Below are 16,243 nucleotides of genomic sequence, written 5' to 3' on the forward strand. Positions count from 1 at the left end.
TTATTTCTTCTTTCCGCGGCTAGCAACACCGACGCCGACTAAGACCACGACGATCGCGATTCCCCCAACCAATAACCAGGAGATCTGGAACCCCGAAGAACCAGTGGAGGCGTTTTCCCAGTCAAAGACTGCGTTATGGGCTTCCGCAGGGTCCGTGCCTTCGCCAACCGCGAAGGTCACAGCCTCTTGTGCCGAAAGTTCTTGGCCGTCGTGGGTGGTGGCAGTAATCTGGAGTCCCACCTGGTGCACGCCTGGATCAGTAAACGTCCAATTTGCGTGGGTGTGGGTGTGGAGTTCTACAAAAAAGTCGTCGGCCTTGCCAGCAGCCGTCGACCACAGCACATCCGGGGCTTCAAAACCACCGTTTTGCAAGAACAGCGCGAACTCGCCTGGGCCACTGTGGCCTAAGAAATCCATGTTCACGCCGTTGTGGACGTTGTCCGTCAACGCTGGTGCTTGCGTGTTCCAACCCAGCCAAGGTACATCAGCGATTTCTGTTTGCGGCACCACGTAAGCGGGCTCATTCGCGCCGGCGCCAACAAAGGAGAAATCGTCGTTATCAGGCAGCGTCTGCACCGAGTTTTCCCGCAACTGGAACACCATATCGTCCAGATGGCGCCATACTGGCGGCTGGCTGCGGTCGTCGCGGGCCAGGATGTGGAGTTGCCCATCAATCACCATCGCACCAATATCAATGTGTCCAGACTCGACAACAACTTTTTCACCTTCCGGGGCAATCGCTTCATCACCGGTAACCACCTGGGAAAGGTCACTTCCCTGCGCGGATGCTGCTGGCTGTGCTGCCGGGAAAAACCCTGCTCCCAATCCCGTCGCTGTCGCTAGTGCAAGGCCTGCAGCCCGCATACGTAATGAAGTTTTCTGAGATGCGGCCTTGCATGATGCGGTTTTGTTGAGTGCACTTTTTATCATCATGGGAGTTCCTTTTCGTTATTTCTGTGGTTATTGCTGTGTTGGCCCGGCGTGGTCGCACCAGGACTGCTGGCTTGGGGGCTTAAACATCGGTTGATTTCATTCGCGTTAAACCGCATCAGATCCAGATAGGTTGGCACTTGTTCGTCCAGGCTGTCGCCGTAAATCGTGCACACCTGCGCCCCGGCCCGGCGCGCGGTTTCTTCCAACGTGGAGGTAGAAGCAGCGGCATTTGGTTCCACGAACACAGCTGGGATGTCCAGATTTTCCAGGGTCCGCTGCAGTGCGATCACATCGCGCGGGGACGGCTCGACCGAGGGATTCGGGGTAACGAACCCAGCGATATTAATCCCGTAGCCCTGCTCCAGGTAGGTATAGCCGTGGTGGGTGGTCACCAAATGGCGACGGTGTTCCGGGATCGCGTCATAGGTGGCACGCAGCTCGTCGTCGACAAGCCGAAGCTGCTGGTTATATTCAGCGGCGCGCTGTTGGTAGCGATGCCCATTCGACGGGTCTGCTGTGGCCATCTGCTCGGCGATGACCTCCACATAGGCCCGCGCGTTACGGGTGTTGTGCCACAGGTGCGGGTCGATCTCACCGTGCAGGTGCTTGCCCAGCACCGCTTGTGGCAGCAGGTAGGTCTCTTCGCCGGGGCGCCCTAAAAAGCGATAGGCCGGGTCCGGCGGGATGGGCTGGAGGGTCGACGACGGGACCGCGAGCACGGTGGTATTCGGATCGAAGTTCGCGTCGTGGTCGCGCAGCGAGATGGTGCCGTCGGCAAGATCCGCAGTGATATCCACGTGCCCGGAATCAATGACGTGTGCGGCTTCTTCGGAGTGCACGCCGACGGCGACGGTGATGGTTTGCTCCTCGGTCGCCTCCGAGCCTGGCTGTCCGGTAGCCGCGAAGGTGAGCTGGTAGATTCCGGGTTCACTAAACGCCCAGGACACGTGCGTGTGCGCGTTAGCAGGCAAATCGATACCGGAATCAGACGGGAAGATCGGCTCCGGGGTGCCGAAGGTGGAAACGATATACGCCGAGACATCGCCCGGGCCGTCGGCATCAGTCATGGTGAAGGTCACCGAATTCGCGTCCTGCGCACCCTGCACGCGCAAACCCAACCAGACGGCATCGAGAGCAATATTTTCCACCAGTGGAATCAGCTCTGCCCCATAGGATGATGCAAGATCGGCGACGTCGACGACTTCTCCTGCGGTGGATTCGCGCAAGGTTTCAGCCAACGCTGGTGGTTCCAGCAGCAACCCGTTGGCGAAGGCCAGATCGGCATACGCCACCTCGCGGACAGTACGCAGGGTGGGTTCGAAATCATGTGGGTCTTTGCCCGGTGGGATCAGCGTCGTCACCTGTGCGTCGTCCCCAGCAACCTGAGAAACGAAATCGGCCATGATCGGTGTGGTGGCCACGACCTGCAGCCGTGCCTCGGAGTTATCGGCTCCGTGGGCCTGGCTTTCCTGCGCTTGGGCGCTTGCCGACGACGCCTGCGCCGAACCCACGCTGCCGGTGCCGTCCGACGCCCCGCTGAACGCATATGCTCCACCAGCTGTCACTGAGATCACCAACGCGACAGCCAAGCCATAGCCGATTCTCGCGGCACCAGAACCACGTGCAAGACCAATGCGCTGCGCGAACATGGTTCTGCGACGGTGTTTCATACTCAATCTTTCTACAAGCTTTCGCGGGTTTAGACCCGCGGGATCATTGCAGTCTGTGGTGGTTTCGGAGGCTGTGGTGGTTGCGTGCCGGTAGTAGTCGTGGAGTTTCCTGCTTCCTCATCTTCATCTGCAGCATCGTCGTCTTCGTCAGCAGCTTTCGCTTTTTTCACGGCGAAGTGTGCTGCTGCCACACCCAGGAACAAAAGCCCCAGACCTAGCACGATTGCTGCAATGTTGAACAGCTTGGAGTTCTGGTTAGCAAACGCCGAAGAAAATCCATTACCCAATGGTGTGCCATCGGCAGCTAGGCCTTGTGCTGCGAGTTCTTCTTCGCTCAAACCTTCCGTGGCCGCCAGGTCCGCACCATCGACGCCGTTGCCGGCACTATCGGCACTGCCAGCACCGCCCGCTGCACCACCGGCAACACCAGCGCCCGCACACTCGCCACCATCGGGGTTCACTACTGCACCCAAGTCAAAATGACCATTGCTCAAGGCTCCACCTGGGTTGTTACCACCCACAACGAAGTTCAGAGTCGCATTTCCCGAGACTTTTTTGCCGTTGTTTAGCTGCGCAGACTGAGTGATGTTGACTTGGTAATTACCGGGAGCACCGAAAACCCAATTCGGGTGCACATGCGTGTTACGCGGGATGGCTTTACTACCTTGGAATCCACCACCGGCGGCACGGAACCATTCTTCACCAACGATCTGCCCCAGTTGACCCTGCGAATACACGGTCATTGGCCCTGGTCCGCTAAAGCCAGTAATTTCCCAGCGCACGCTCGATGCTAGGTGTTCATGCATCGATTCATGTTGCGTATTCGCGCCTAACCATGGCACTCCCGCAACCTGCGTGGCGCCGATCATCCAGGCTTTTCCTTCTGGCACGGTGCCGACGTTACTGGGCAGCTTAACCTCTGCATTCGACGACAGGTAGAACGTCGCCCCTTGCGCTGGACGCCATTGCGGTGGGCTGGTGGTGTCGTCTTTGATTTGTGGCTGCAGGCCAGGGGTACATTGTGCGTTGCCGCCGCCGGGTTTGCTTTCCGACGACGCACCACCGGATGCTCCCGCTGGTGGAGCGGATTTCGGTGCTGGCCCCAAGCGGGCGTCACCATCCCGTGGGCCTGGGGCAGATCCTCCACCAGCTCGTGGGCCTGGGGCAGATCCCCCGCCAGCGTGTGGCGCTGGGGCTGCGGGTTGATTACCTGTATGGTCAACTTCTCCACTATGACCATCATGATGGCCACCACCGTGGCCATCACCGTGGCCACCTGCTTCGCCTCCGCCGGACACGGCAGGCGCTGGTGCTGGTGCTGGTGCTCCAGCAGACTCGCCGCCAACTTGCCAGGTATAAGTCACCGCGTTGCTGGATTGTCCATCCGCACTGGCATAAACCGTCATCCGGTAAGTACCTGGGTGGGTAAACGCCCAGTTGATGTGCTTATGTGCTGGGTACGGCTGGGTTATTACAGAGCCGGTGCGCAGGTTGTATGAACCATCATTGGTGACAGATTTGATGCCCCCAAAACCTTCAGTTTCGAAGATATAGACTTCGCCGGGCCCAGAAACATCTTGGAAGTTGAAATCAACAGCTTGGTATCCGTCGGCAGCAACAGGCTGGGTATCCCAACCTGGCCAAATCACCTCATGGTTTTGAGATTGCGGTAGGAAGTACGTCGCTTGGCCGATTCCGTCGACGCCTGCGGTAGCTTCCGACCACGCGGCGTCGCTGACATGCAGGACGACGTCGTCGCCAGAACGTTGTACTCCGCCTCCGGTGACATCTTCTTTCATTGACAGCGACAGTTCACCACCATGTGAGGTGACGTAGAAGACGTCAACGTGTCCACGGTCAAAGGTTTGTGCCAACGCAGTGGGAGCAAACGCGGCCACCCAACACAGCACCAAGGCAGTCAGCAGCGCAGAATACGCGCGCGCTGGCCGTGGCGACGAAGTTTTTAATGCGGTCATGTACGGTTTCTTTCCGGGAAGATGGAATTTGTGGATACTTGTGGGTTAGTTCTTCAGCCACGGCAAACGATCAGCGAAGTAATTGAATATCTGTGGCTGCAACTCGAGGAATAGTGCGAGTATCCGTGCGATAAACGCACTACCCAGCAGTGGCGTAAGCAAGTGGACCGGGTTGAAATTGCGCAAGAATTCCTGGGGCGATGAGCTTCCCCGTTCAGGCTGCTTGTCTGAATCGTTCGGGGTATCTGGCCTCTCAGGTTTTCCTGGGGTACCTGGTTGTGGCTCGCTCGGCTGGTTCGACTCGTTTGGCTGGGTCTGCTCGTTCGGCTGGCTCGGTTCTTCCGGTTCATTCGGCTCACCGGGCTGGCCAGGCTCCCCCGGCTGGGTTGGCTCATTCTGCTCGTTCGGCTGGTTCTGCTCGCTCGGGTTCGGCGCCGGGACGGTCTTGCAAGACTCCAAAGCCTCTTCCCCCACCGTGATCACAAGCTCTTGGCTCTCGGACTTCAGTTCTTGACCATCTTTTGTTGTACCGCTGTAGCTGGCGTCGAAGGTATAGATTCCCGGATGCGAAAAAGCCCAATGCACGTGGGTATGTGCTGAATAATGCGATTCAATCGAATAATCCTGCTTGGTGGAATCCGCCAGAATTTCGTGATCCTGCCCAAAAGACCCCTTATCAATGAACACGCCCCAACTGGAGTCTTCCGGAGTTTCACGGGGAACAAGATTCAGAGATACCGGGCCATCGAATTGGTCCTGTACCGGAATGCCCTCGGTGTTGTAGCCAGGCCACAGGATGGCCCTGTCCTGAGCTTGCGGTAAATAATAGAACTCATTGTCTTTCTCGCCAATGAAGTTATACTTCTCAGCGCTCAGCTGTTCTGGACGCTTCCGCTTCGCATTGTCACGGATGACAAAAGCGACATCCTCTAAAGAACGCTCCATAGATTTATCTGCAGCAAGCCGCGTATCGTCTTTCAACGCAATATCGAGACCATCTGTGGTTCGTTTACCCAGAATGTCTACATGGCCACGGTTGAGCAGGATTTTGCCCTCGCACACAGGGTGCCCAGCGTGCTCACCATTGCTCTGTTGTTCGTTGTTCTTCGGCGGTTCGTGCTGCTCTGCATCCGGTTTGTCCGCGCCCAGATTTTCGTCACTGGCCTCTTCTATTTCTGGTTTCGGCAACTCTGGTTCCACAGAGTCATTGATCGCGCCCAAACGGAAGGTCGCCTCGGCGGCGTTTCCAGCATTGAATTTGTCTGTCACAATTCCGGAAGCAGCTGCGCGTCCGAAGCCAGCGTGCGGAATCACATCGAGTTTCAGCAAGCCATTTTCCGGTAGGTACGCTTCTTCAAACCGGAGTGTTCCTTTGCCGTCCTGAAAGGTGCCCGCCAATTCCCGGTCTGCGGTGTCTTTTTCTAACCAAGCTTCATTTTCATAGATTCCACCCGCAATCAGCCCCTGTAGCTTCGGGTCTTTCGCCTCGACGACGATTTCTCCGACCCCATTAGCCCCGGGGACGTATTTCACGGTGACCTCATCATTCGCGACCGCAGTATTCGGTGCCGGGAAGTTGAAGGTCCGCAGGTTATTGCCCTTGGGCAGTTGCTCAGCCTGCTTGTCCGAGGTGGTTGTGACCTCCGCCTGGCCAGCGGAATATGCCAACGGTGCAGAAATCCAGTGCGCCGAAGTTTCATCATCCGGGGTGAATACGGCTTGAATATCGGATTCTTGTGCGCTCAGTAATTCATCCCAGGAGGCTTTACCGTTTTCCACCTGCAGATCCGTCAGGAAATAGCCGTCGACAAATAACGTCACGGTGCCCGAAAGCTCCGGGTTTCCGGCATCGAACGAGATGGTGGAAAGTTTATCGTCACCGTCGACAGTCGGGTCCGCTTTTTTCGCAACGCTTAACCGATAATTGGCCTCTGCAAGATTTGCTGTGCGCGCCTGATTGTAGCGTTCCTGTAAAGGCTTCGTGGCCTCAGCCTTCGGCTGCTGTCCGCCCGCCTGAATTACCATTGTGCGCGGTTCGGATGCCACATAAGTACCGTCTTTACGCAGACCGCTGGTTTGAAACTTCAGCTCATATCGGCCGGGTTTAGTGAATACGGTTCCGATGTGGTTGTGCTCTCCGGGCTCAATCGAAATGGAACGTGGCGACGATGCGCTGGTACCCAAAAGTCGCAGAACATCGATCGCTTGTCCGGACCGGTACTGCAGTTGCTCTACCTCGCCCGGACCATCCACCGACAACAGGTCTAACGAGACACGACCGTTCAGCATATCGTCGACGTTTAAGTCTTTTTCTGCACCATAACCAAGCCATGCTGGGTCTTGCCGTCCGCCCAATGGCGTTTCTGGCGAATAGACAAAGGTATCACCTGGCTTGCCCAGGTAACGCAGACGTTCATTATCCTCTACCGTGAATTGATATTGCTGCTTCTTATCAGCGCCGTCGCTGTTATAGCCCTTACCAACCCAGATCGCCGACTCTGAGAATTTGTGCGTGCCCTCGTTGTTATGTGCATACAGGTCGAAGGTTCCTGCCTCATCCCGCACAGTAAACGGCGCATCGATGTGCTCTTTCGTGAGAATCTTTTTGCCATCATCTGGGCCAGCGATTGCTGCTGGCAGTCCAGCGAACGTCGTGCTCAAGGCCGCGGTCACGGCAATAGCCAATCGAATATTGCGTCTATGCCGTCCTGTCGCACGTGAGCGACGAATCTGTGGGGCCATAACTTCTAAGCCTTTCCCTATTGAAAATGAATCCGCTTTTCAGCAGTGGTGCCAAAATACCCTAACTGAAATCAGTTTGCAATAAGGCTTAAGGTTCCCGGTGTGCCGTACAGAAATTATGAAGAAAGGCCCCAACCACAACCACTCGATTCCCGTTACTTCCCCCACTTCGGCAACCCTGGGAGGTGTTGCGCGAAAAAGTGTGCAACCTGCGGCTGCAGTTCGAAGAACAGCGCAATCATCCGCGCAATGAACACAATGCCCAACACTGGTGCTAGCAGGTGCACTGGGTTGAAGTTTGCGAAGAAGTTTTGCAATGACCAACTGCCTGGATTGGGTTGGCTGTCCGGCTGTTTCCCATTACCCGGCTTTTCCGGCTGGCTCGGCTTCGGATCTTTCGGAGCCTCCGGATCTCTCGGAGTTTCCGGCTTAATGGATTCTTCTGGTTGCTTCGGAGCCTCTGAAGTACCCGGGGCTTCAAGCTCACCTTCTGGTTTTCCAGGGCCTGGTGCAGTCGGGCCATCTTCTGGCTTATTCTCCTGCTCTGCTTCTGGCGTCGAATCTTCCGGCTGTTTTGGCTCCTGCTCTGCTCCTGACTTCGGCATTTTACAGGTCTCTAGTGCATCGTCACCCACCGTGAGCACAAGCTCTTGACTCTCAGACTGCCACTCGCGGCCTTCTTTGCTCTTCGCACTGTAATTGGCATCGAAGGTATAAACTCCCGGCTTGGAAAATCCCCAGTGGATGTGAGTGTGCGAGGCAAAGCTTGACTCAATTGAGTGATCATTCTTGGTTGAATCAGACAAGACCGTCGGCAGATCGCCCAATTGTCCATCAATAAAGGTTCCCCAGGTTGCGCCTTCCGGCACATCACGCGGCTGCAGATTGAGCGAGACTTCCCCATCAATTTTGTTAAAGTCAATCGCTTCAGTGTTATAACCTGGCCAAATCACACCGGGACGCTGTGATTGTGGCAAGTGGTAGAAACCATCATCCTGCTTACCAAGGAAATCAAACTCCGCACCTTGGTGAGCTGCCCGTCGAGTCTGCTTACTGTTATCACCCACCACCAAAGCAACATCATTCAGCGAACGCTCCACGCTCTTCTTGTCAATCAGGCGGGTATCGTCTTTCAGACTAATCTCAAACCCATCGGCGTTGTGTTTCGCCAAGATATCAACATGTCCCCGGTCCAATAATTTCTTGTCGACGCACATCCCGCGCCCCTGTTGCAAAGGCGCAGAGCCTTCTGGCGACTCGGGGTTCACTGAATCTTCAGGTTTCTCCGAGGTTTCTGGAATCTCAGATGGCTTGTCGACGGGAGGCTGCTGGCCAGCATCATCAGAAGCACCTGGGTCACTTTCCGATGCTCCAGAGGAGTCGCCAAGGTGCACGGTACCTTCGTAAGAGTTGCCACGGATAAACTTTTCAGCAATTGCCCCTCGAGCATTAGCTAGCCCATAACCAGGGTGTGGAATAACGTTCATGAACAGCACGCCTTCACGTGGTGCATACGTCTTATCGATCGTCACAAAGCCTTTGCCATTAACGATAGCGCCTTCTAATGGTAAGTCAGCATAACCACCTTCCGTATCCTCCATCGTGCGGTAGACGCCACCAGTAAACGCACCTTGGAAAGTCGGATCCTTGGCTTCTACGTAATACGTGTCGGTTAGCCCATCACCGGAGACATAACGTACGTCAACATCTTTGCTGGTCAACTGGGTGCCCGGTTCTGGAGTTCGCAGATCCCGCTTATTATTACCCTTCGGCAAAGCATCCGCATGCTGTGCACTGGTGGTTTCTTTCGACTCACCAGCAGAATATGGTAGCGGTGCAGAAATCCACCGTGGAGCAGCTGCTCCTGCAACCTCCGCAGCGCTCTCACCAGCGCCTTGAACAGTGGATTCACCAGCGACCACAGTATCCGGGGTGAAAACAGCCTGAATATTCGACTGCTTCGGGCTCAACAGCTCATCCCAGGTTGCCTTGCCGTTTTCCACGGCAAGGTCCGTTAAGAAATATCCGTCGACGAACAAAGTGACGGTACCATTCAGGCTTTCCTTACCCGCATCAAAGGTGATCGTCGAAAGTTTGTCGTCCCCACCCGCCTTTGGATCAGATTTCGGAGCAATACTAAGCCGGTAATTTGCCGCCGCAGCATCTCCTTGCGGAGCTTTTTTAAAACGATCTTCCAATGACTCGGTTGGAGTATCCAGTGGCCGCTGTCCACCAACCTGAATTACCTGGGTGCGTGGTTCTGAAGTAACGAATTTTCCGTCGTTGGTGCGTGAGCTCACACGATAGGTCAACTCATACCGACCCGGCTTAGTAAACAGGGTGTTTAAGTGCGTGTGTTCAGCAGGTTTGATCGAAATGGAATGCGAAGAGGATTCCGTTGTGCCAACCACTCGTGCAAGATTGAAAACGTCGTTGGGGTTGTAATTGTACTGTTCCATATCCCCAGGGCCATCGACGCTGATCAAATCCAGCGCGACCCGCCCATTGTGCACATTGTCGACGTCAAGGTCACTCTCAGCACCAAACCCGTACCAAATCGGCTTGTGGTTGCTGCCGGTTGCACCACTGGGTGCTTGCACGTAGGTCTCGCCAGGCTCGCCAATGAAAACAAAATCGCCATTATCGGGCAACGTAATTTGATATTTCGGCCTGGTTTTCGCTTCATCATCCCAGCCTTTCCCAATCCACAGGGCAGAATCGGCAAAAGCTGCTGTTATTGCCTCATAGTCACCGTCGATAATCTGATTGTATTTAGTACGAACATCGAACTGCCCATCTTTACTCACCACATAAGGCGAATCAATGTGACGTTCGGTCAAAATGAGTTTTCCATCATCAGGCCCTGCCGAAGCAGCAGGCAGACCAGCAAACACCGTGCTCAACGCCGCGGTTACTGCCACCGCGATACGAATTCGCGAACGACGCGATCCAAACACCGTACAACGTCGCCCACGAGCGCGCACGTCGGCACGCAAGAAATCTGAAGTTTTCACTAATAAAACCTTTCTTATTGAAACTCATTTCCAATGAGTTTAGTTAAAAGTAACCTACTTGAAAATGGTTTGCAACAAGACTGAAAACTACCTGTTCAAAGCTGCAAAACCTTACAGCTCAGCAAACGCGCATGCACCCATGCACCCATGCACCCATGCACCCATGCACCACCGTGACGCACACTACGACACAATAAAACCGGGCCCATCACCACCGTGATCAGCCCGGTCACCCGAGAAAATTCGTGCTCTAGAAAGCTGCTGTGCTTGAGAAAACTGCTATACCCGCACAGTTTTAATAAAAATTCCGCACCTTAGCAAAGACTTCCGGCCACCGCTTTTCCAAGCGCTTCGCGGCCGCAGCATGCCCCAGCCAAAGCCCAGCCAGCGCAACAAGCACAGTCAGAACAACGCCAGCCCAGAACAACGTCGGCAAGCCAGACAGCTGTGTGACACCACCATCACCGAGGTTTATGCCAACAATCATCATGATGATCCCGGGCGCGAGCGGTAACCACACCATCAGCACAGATACCAACATCATAATCAGTGCTCCAACGGAAAAACCCGATTTATCCTTCATCGGGTTGGTGCCCGGCGCGGAAACCTGGAACGGATTCCACACTGCCAACAGCGCCGCCAACCCAGCATTCAGCAACACCGCCGAGCCCGCGATCACCGCGAGCACCACCACAGTGGTCAGCTCTGTACCCAGCATCGCCAAAACCACCAGGTAAATCACCAACGTCGGCAGCGTAAGCAGCAACACCGCTTGCGTGCGTGCCCACAATAACGTGCGCGGCGCCAGTCCAGCGCTCATGTGCACCCAGTTCGACGGCCCATCATAGCCCAACGCATTCGACGTCATACCGGCAGCAAACAACACGAAAAACAGCACCGCCACATAGGCCGTACCGGACTGACCATTAATCGCGGCCAGTGCCAACACCATCACCAAAAACAAGGGCATGACTATCAGGCTGTAGGTAAAGCGAATATCACGGCGCCAATATCGCAGGGTCAGAGAGAACACTGCTCCGCTTGCCGACGCCCGCACCCCCGGTAACAACACGCTTCCCGCCGCGGACCCGGTGGCTGCCGCCCCGGAATCGCCAGTCACGGCCTGCGCATTACGTCGCAGCGCCCAGTGCCACACGCGCCACGCCACTACGCCCGTCGCGGCCGCAATTGCTGCCTGCACCAGGGCAATCACCCAGTGAGCCTGCAGTACTGCGACAGCCGCACCCGGTGCCGCACCAAACGGAGTCCATGCCACTAGTGCCAGCAAGGTATCCCACGGCAGCGAAAATTCCGAACTACCGTTGACAACAAGGTTGAAACCGAAGATCACCACGATGAAGCCCAGGGCGCTAGCCATCGCGGCTTTCTCACTGTTCTTGCGGTTTCCGACACTTCCCAGCAACGTCGCCAAGGCTTCCCCACCAACAACCGTAATCACCAGTGAAACCAGCACAGCCGGTATCCACACCGCAATGCCCCACCCGCTGCCGTGCTGCACCAAACCAACCGCACCAAGCACGATCATCACCAACGAGTTAAAAATCGCCAGCACACCCCGCACCGTCAACAGTGAGGTCGCCGCCGCGCCGCGCAACATCATTGCTTCCGTCAGCGGCAGCACCGCCAGCCGTGCGGGATCAACTTGGTTCTCTCCGGCCGGCATAAACAACGCCGCCAGCCAGTAGCCCACCGTGCCAGCCGCCAGGCTATAGATCATGGGCATGAAATCACCATCAGCGGCTCCCAGCAGCGTAAATGCGCCGAGACCAACCAGCCCCATGAAAGAATAAAACGCGACTATTATGGCGATGAAAATTTGCGAAGTATTCGTACTGAAATGCCGCTTCCACAACTTCCAGTGCAAGCTAGTGAATACTCGTAGCGACGGCTGCGCTGCTGTCTGGGGTGCCGCTGTCTGCGTCGCTGCTGTGTTGGTCCTTGGTGCTGTGCGGTTCACTACTGCTCCCCCTTATTGTTATCGACAGCGTCGTCGGCACTAGAGCTTTTCTGTCCCGCGCCAGCCAGCCACTCCAGTGAGCCTTCCGCCAGATGGCGCCCTCCGACCAGTTCCACAAAACGCTCGCTCAAGCTAGAGCCAGCGCGCACCTCATCCAACGTGCCGTCGGCAAGCACCTGGTTTTTGCCGATCACCGCGACGTGATCACACAACGCTTCCACCGTTTCCATCACGTGCGAAGACATAATCACCGTGCCGGAGCTGGCAACATAGGCTTGCAGGATCTCGCGGATGGTGGTCGCAGAAACCGGATCGACGGCCTCAAAAGGCTCGTCGAGAATCAGAATGTCCGGGCGGTGCAGTAACGCCCCGGCCAGCAGGATCTTTTTGGTCATGCCTGCGGAATAATCGACGATCAACTTGCTGGCAGAATCAGCCAGGTCCAACGCATCCAGCAACTCACGGGAGCGCTGCGCCACCGTGGGCTCGTCAATGCCGCGGAGCAAGCCCAGGTAGTGCAAGTATTCCTGCCCAGAAAGGCGGTCAAAGACCGGCAAACCGTCGGCAAGCAGCCCATAGGAACCTTTCGCGGCATTGGCCTCTGCCGTACTACCCCATACGTTGCGCCCACACACCAGCGCGGTGCCGGCATCGGGGCGCAGCAGGCCAGTAGCCATCAGCACGGTGGTGGTTTTACCCGAACCATTCGGGCCAACGAGGCCGTAAAAGCTACCGCGGGGAACCCGAAGATTAATATCCTGCACGACGACCTTGTCGCCGTAGGACTTGCTCAAACCTTGCAGCTGTAGCGCAGCATTCTGGCTCGGTGCGGCATTCTGGCTCGGTGCGGCATTCTGGTTAGGCCCTGATTCGGACGGCTGGTGGGAAGCAGATGATTCAGATTGCACAGAAGAACGCCCACCGGAGGCAGGATCAGCGGACACTGTTGGGTCAATCATGATTAGGCTAGGCTTTCTACTTGAGATAATAGCTTCAATTCAAAGCGTAGCAACCCAGCAGAGAAGTAAATAGAGTACTGTGCGTATTCTCTGTAGTTTATGGCAGACGATTCATTCGCAGATTCGCTCCAGAACATTCTGGACGGCATTGACAAGTTTATTTGGAGCCAGTGGTTCCTCATCCCCCTGCTGTTGTTCACCGGCTTGTGGCTTACAATTCGCCTGCGCGGAGTTCAGTTCCGCAAACTCGGGGTGGCGCTGCGCCACGGCCTCGTTGACCGTAATGACGCGGACGGCGCTGGCGACATCACCCAATACCAAGCGCTGACCACTGCCCTCGCCGCCACCGTCGGTGTGGGCAACATCGTCGGTGTGGCCACGGCAATCTCCATCGGCGGGCCGGGTGCTCTGTTTTGGATGTGGATCACCGGGCTGCTTGGTATGGCCTCAAAATACTCAGAGGCATTCCTGGGTGTGCGTTTCCGTGTGGCCGATGCACACGGCAAAGTCTCGGGCGGCCCGCAACGTTATCTCTCCCAGGGCATCCCCGGCCGACTGGGTAAATTCCTCGCGTGGTTCTTTACGATTTCCGCAATCATCGCATCATTCGGTATTGGGAACCTCACGCAAGGCAATGCCGTTGCCGCAGGTTTGGACAACACCTTTGACGTGAGTCCAACGGTCACCGGCGTCATCATGTTCGTGCTCATCGGTGCGGTGCTACTCGGCGGAATCGGATCTATCGGTAAGGTCACCTCGGCTTTTGTTCCACTGATGATCATTATTTACCTCACCGGCGGGATCATTGTGCTGGTCATGCACGCCAGCGAAGTTCCTGCGGCTTTCGCCATGATCTTTAACGACGCGTTCACTGGTACCTCTGCCACCGGCGGGTTCCTCGGGGCGGGAATCATCCTGGCAATGCAGATGGGTGTCGCGCGCGGTATCTTCTCGAATGAATCCGGCATGGGTTCGGCCGCGATTGCAGCCGCGGCTGCCAAAACCACCCACCCGGTGCGCCAGGGTTTGGCATCCATGACGCAAACCTTCATCGATACGATCGTGGTGGTCACCATGACTGGGCTAGTCATCGTGACCACTGGGGTGTGGGAAGCCGGTCAGAGTAATGCCGCCACCATGACCGCTGCGGCCTTCAGCGAAGGTATTGGCTCTGATTGGGGCGGCACTATCGTTTCTTTGTCGGTAGTATTTTTCGCGTTCTCGACGATTCTTGGCTGGTCCTATTACGGAGAGCGCAGCGCCGAACGCGCCTTCGGCGCCTGGGCCTCAATTCCCTACCGCATGGTGTTTACCTGCGTTATCTACATTGGCGCAACTACGGAGATCAGCCTGGCCTGGACCTTCGCTGATATCGCCAACGGGCTGATGGCAATACCAAATCTGATTGGCTTACTCATTCTTTCTGGTCTCATCGCCCGCGAAACGAAGGCTTATCTGGATTTTGACCCGACGCTACAGGCACAACCGCGAGATATCGAAAAATTTCTCATTGCAAGCAAGAACCCGTGGCGCAGTAAGTTCTAGCGGGCAGTTCACTCACCTACAGCAGCATCGTTGCCGCCCAGCCGAAGGCAATCAGTGGGATGTTGAAGTGCAGGAACGTTGGGATCACAGAATCGCGGATGTGGTCATGCTGGCCGTCGACGTTTAGGCCAGAAGTTGGCCCCAGCGTGGAATCCGAGGCCGGGGAGCCCGCATCACCCAGTGCACCTGCAGTACCCACCAGCGCAACGGTGGCCAGCGGGGAAAAGCCCAGCGAGATACACAGGGGAACGTAGATGGTGGAGATGATCGGCAGCGTCGAAAAGGATGATCCGATACCCATTGTGACGATAAGGCCCACCAGCAACATCGCCAGCGAAGCCAGCGCTCGATTACCGTCGAAAGCCGCAGCGGTGGACTCGACGAGGGTTTCCACGTGTCCGGTAGCAGCCATCACCGAAGCAAAGCCTTGCGCGGTGATCATAATGAAACCGATCAACGCCATCATGCGCATACCTTCGGTGTAGATATCGTCGGATTGTTTCCATTCCACACCACGGAAGGCCAGCATGATGACCAAACCAACCAGGGCACCGGCCAGAAGGCTGTCGGCATCCGAATCCAGGTATTGCAGCACGATCTGCACGCCGAAAGTGGCGATCAGCGCGATGATGGAAATAGTGATGCGGTAGCGCGAAATCTCCTCAGCCTTGGCTGCGTCCTGCGAGATGGGGATATCTTGATAAGTACGTTTTTTGCGGTAACTAACAAAAATTGCAAACAAAACACCAGCGAGCATGCCGAGGGCAGGGATGGCCATGGCCTGCATGACGGAAACATTATTAGCTTCCGGCATTCCAGCCTCCACGATATTGCTGCGGAGAATGTCATTCATATAAATATTGCCGAAACCGACCGGTATGAAGAAATAGGTGGTGACCAGGCCGAAGGTCAGCACGCAGGTGATCAGTCGGCGGTCCACCTGCATTTTATTGAGAACGGAAAGCAGTGGAGGCACAATCAACGGGATGAACGCGATGTGGACTGGCACCAGGTTCTGCGACATAACCGCCATGAGCAGCAGGCCTGCGACCATAAGCCACTTGGCGACGGCTACGGCTTTTTCTTTGGCTTGCTCGTTATTCTCCGCGTTGTCTGCGTCAATCCGATTAATGATGGATTCGGCCAGCAAGCGGGGGAGACCCGCATTCGCGACCGCGAGAGCAAAAGCACCCAGCAGGGCATAATTCAGCGCAATGGACGCACCGTTGCCAATACCATCCTGGAAAGCTGTGAAGGAACCACCGACACCTAAGCCACCAACCAAACCGCCAATAATCGCGCCGATAAGGAGCGCTAAAACCACGTGGACGCGGGCGACGGCCAGGCCCAGCATGACCACCACGGCAATAATCACTGCATTCATGGTGTTAGTTTTAACACGTTAGGCCTAGATAGTAATAGCCAC

General features: G+C 56.0%; 9 protein-coding genes. 1 reads left to right on the forward strand and 8 read right to left on the reverse strand.

What is annotated here, in order from left to right; genetic code table 11:
- From QP888_RS06515 to QP888_RS06545, 7 genes are all read right to left on the reverse strand, one after another.
- Entirely contained in the window at positions 1–933 is a 933-nt protein-coding gene (locus QP888_RS06515) for a choice-of-anchor M domain-containing protein (RefSeq protein ID WP_284812713.1), read from the reverse strand.
- On the reverse strand, positions 930–2,603 hold the full coding sequence (locus QP888_RS06520; protein WP_284812715.1) for an anchored repeat ABC transporter, substrate-binding protein: 1,674 nt from the start codon (positions 2,601–2,603) through the stop codon (positions 930–932). The genes QP888_RS06515 and QP888_RS06520 overlap by 4 nt, the downstream gene beginning before the upstream one ends.
- Before the next feature lie 29 nt (positions 2,604–2,632).
- Positions 2,633–4,579: a TIGR03773 family transporter-associated surface protein gene (locus tag QP888_RS06525; protein ID WP_284812717.1), complete on the reverse strand. Its 1,947-nt coding sequence runs from the start codon at positions 4,577–4,579 to the stop codon at positions 2,633–2,635.
- Between the two features lie 45 nt (positions 4,580–4,624).
- The gene (locus tag QP888_RS06530; RefSeq protein WP_284812719.1) at positions 4,625–7,321 is read right to left on the reverse strand and encodes a choice-of-anchor M domain-containing protein; all 2,697 of its coding nucleotides are present in this window, start codon (positions 7,319–7,321) and stop codon (positions 4,625–4,627) included.
- A 155-nt stretch (positions 7,322–7,476) separates the two neighbouring features.
- Positions 7,477–10,335 (reverse strand): choice-of-anchor M domain-containing protein, encoded by a 2,859-nt coding sequence (locus QP888_RS06535; RefSeq protein ID WP_284812720.1) that lies wholly within the window; start codon positions 10,333–10,335, stop codon positions 7,477–7,479.
- A 295-nt stretch (positions 10,336–10,630) separates the two neighbouring features.
- Entirely contained in the window at positions 10,631–12,313 is a 1,683-nt protein-coding gene (locus QP888_RS06540) for a hypothetical protein (RefSeq protein WP_284812722.1), read from the reverse strand.
- Entirely contained in the window at positions 12,313–13,272 is a 960-nt protein-coding gene (locus tag QP888_RS06545) for an ABC transporter ATP-binding protein (RefSeq protein WP_284812724.1), read from the reverse strand. The genes QP888_RS06540 and QP888_RS06545 overlap by 1 nt, the downstream gene beginning before the upstream one ends.
- Positions 13,273–13,371: 99 nt before the next feature.
- Between QP888_RS06545 and QP888_RS06550 the strand changes: the two genes are divergently transcribed.
- Positions 13,372–14,817 carry an alanine/glycine:cation symporter family protein gene (locus QP888_RS06550; protein WP_284812726.1) on the forward strand — a complete coding sequence of 482 codons (1,446 nt, stop codon included), beginning with the start codon at positions 13,372–13,374 and terminating at the stop codon, positions 14,815–14,817.
- A 16-nt stretch (positions 14,818–14,833) separates the two neighbouring features.
- Here the strand turns inward: QP888_RS06550 and QP888_RS06555 are convergent, their stop codons facing one another.
- Positions 14,834–16,201: a Na+/H+ antiporter family protein gene (locus QP888_RS06555; protein ID WP_284812728.1), complete on the reverse strand. Its 1,368-nt coding sequence runs from the start codon at positions 16,199–16,201 to the stop codon at positions 14,834–14,836.
- Between the last annotated feature and the right edge of the window lie 42 nt (positions 16,202–16,243).

It is taken from the genome of Corynebacterium sp. MSK297, from assembly GCF_030232885.1.
Taxonomy (GTDB): Bacteria; Actinomycetota; Actinomycetes; order Mycobacteriales; family Mycobacteriaceae; genus Corynebacterium.

Coding starts and splice junctions, on each gene's coding strand:
- QP888_RS06530 (WP_284812719.1), bottom strand. CDS start 7,321: ATGGCCCCACAGATTCGTCGCTCACGTGCGACAGGACGGCATAGACGC.
- QP888_RS06545 (WP_284812724.1), bottom strand. CDS start 13,272: ATGATTGACCCAACAGTGTCCGCTGATCCTGCCTCCGGTGGGCGTTCT.
- QP888_RS06550 (WP_284812726.1), top strand. CDS start 13,372: ATGGCAGACGATTCATTCGCAGATTCGCTCCAGAACATTCTGGACGGC.
- QP888_RS06515 (WP_284812713.1), bottom strand. CDS start 933: ATGATGATAAAAAGTGCACTCAACAAAACCGCATCATGCAAGGCCGCA.
- QP888_RS06525 (WP_284812717.1), bottom strand. CDS start 4,579: ATGACCGCATTAAAAACTTCGTCGCCACGGCCAGCGCGCGCGTATTCT.
- QP888_RS06555 (WP_284812728.1), bottom strand. CDS start 16,201: ATGAATGCAGTGATTATTGCCGTGGTGGTCATGCTGGGCCTGGCCGTC.
- QP888_RS06520 (WP_284812715.1), bottom strand. CDS start 2,603: ATGAAACACCGTCGCAGAACCATGTTCGCGCAGCGCATTGGTCTTGCA.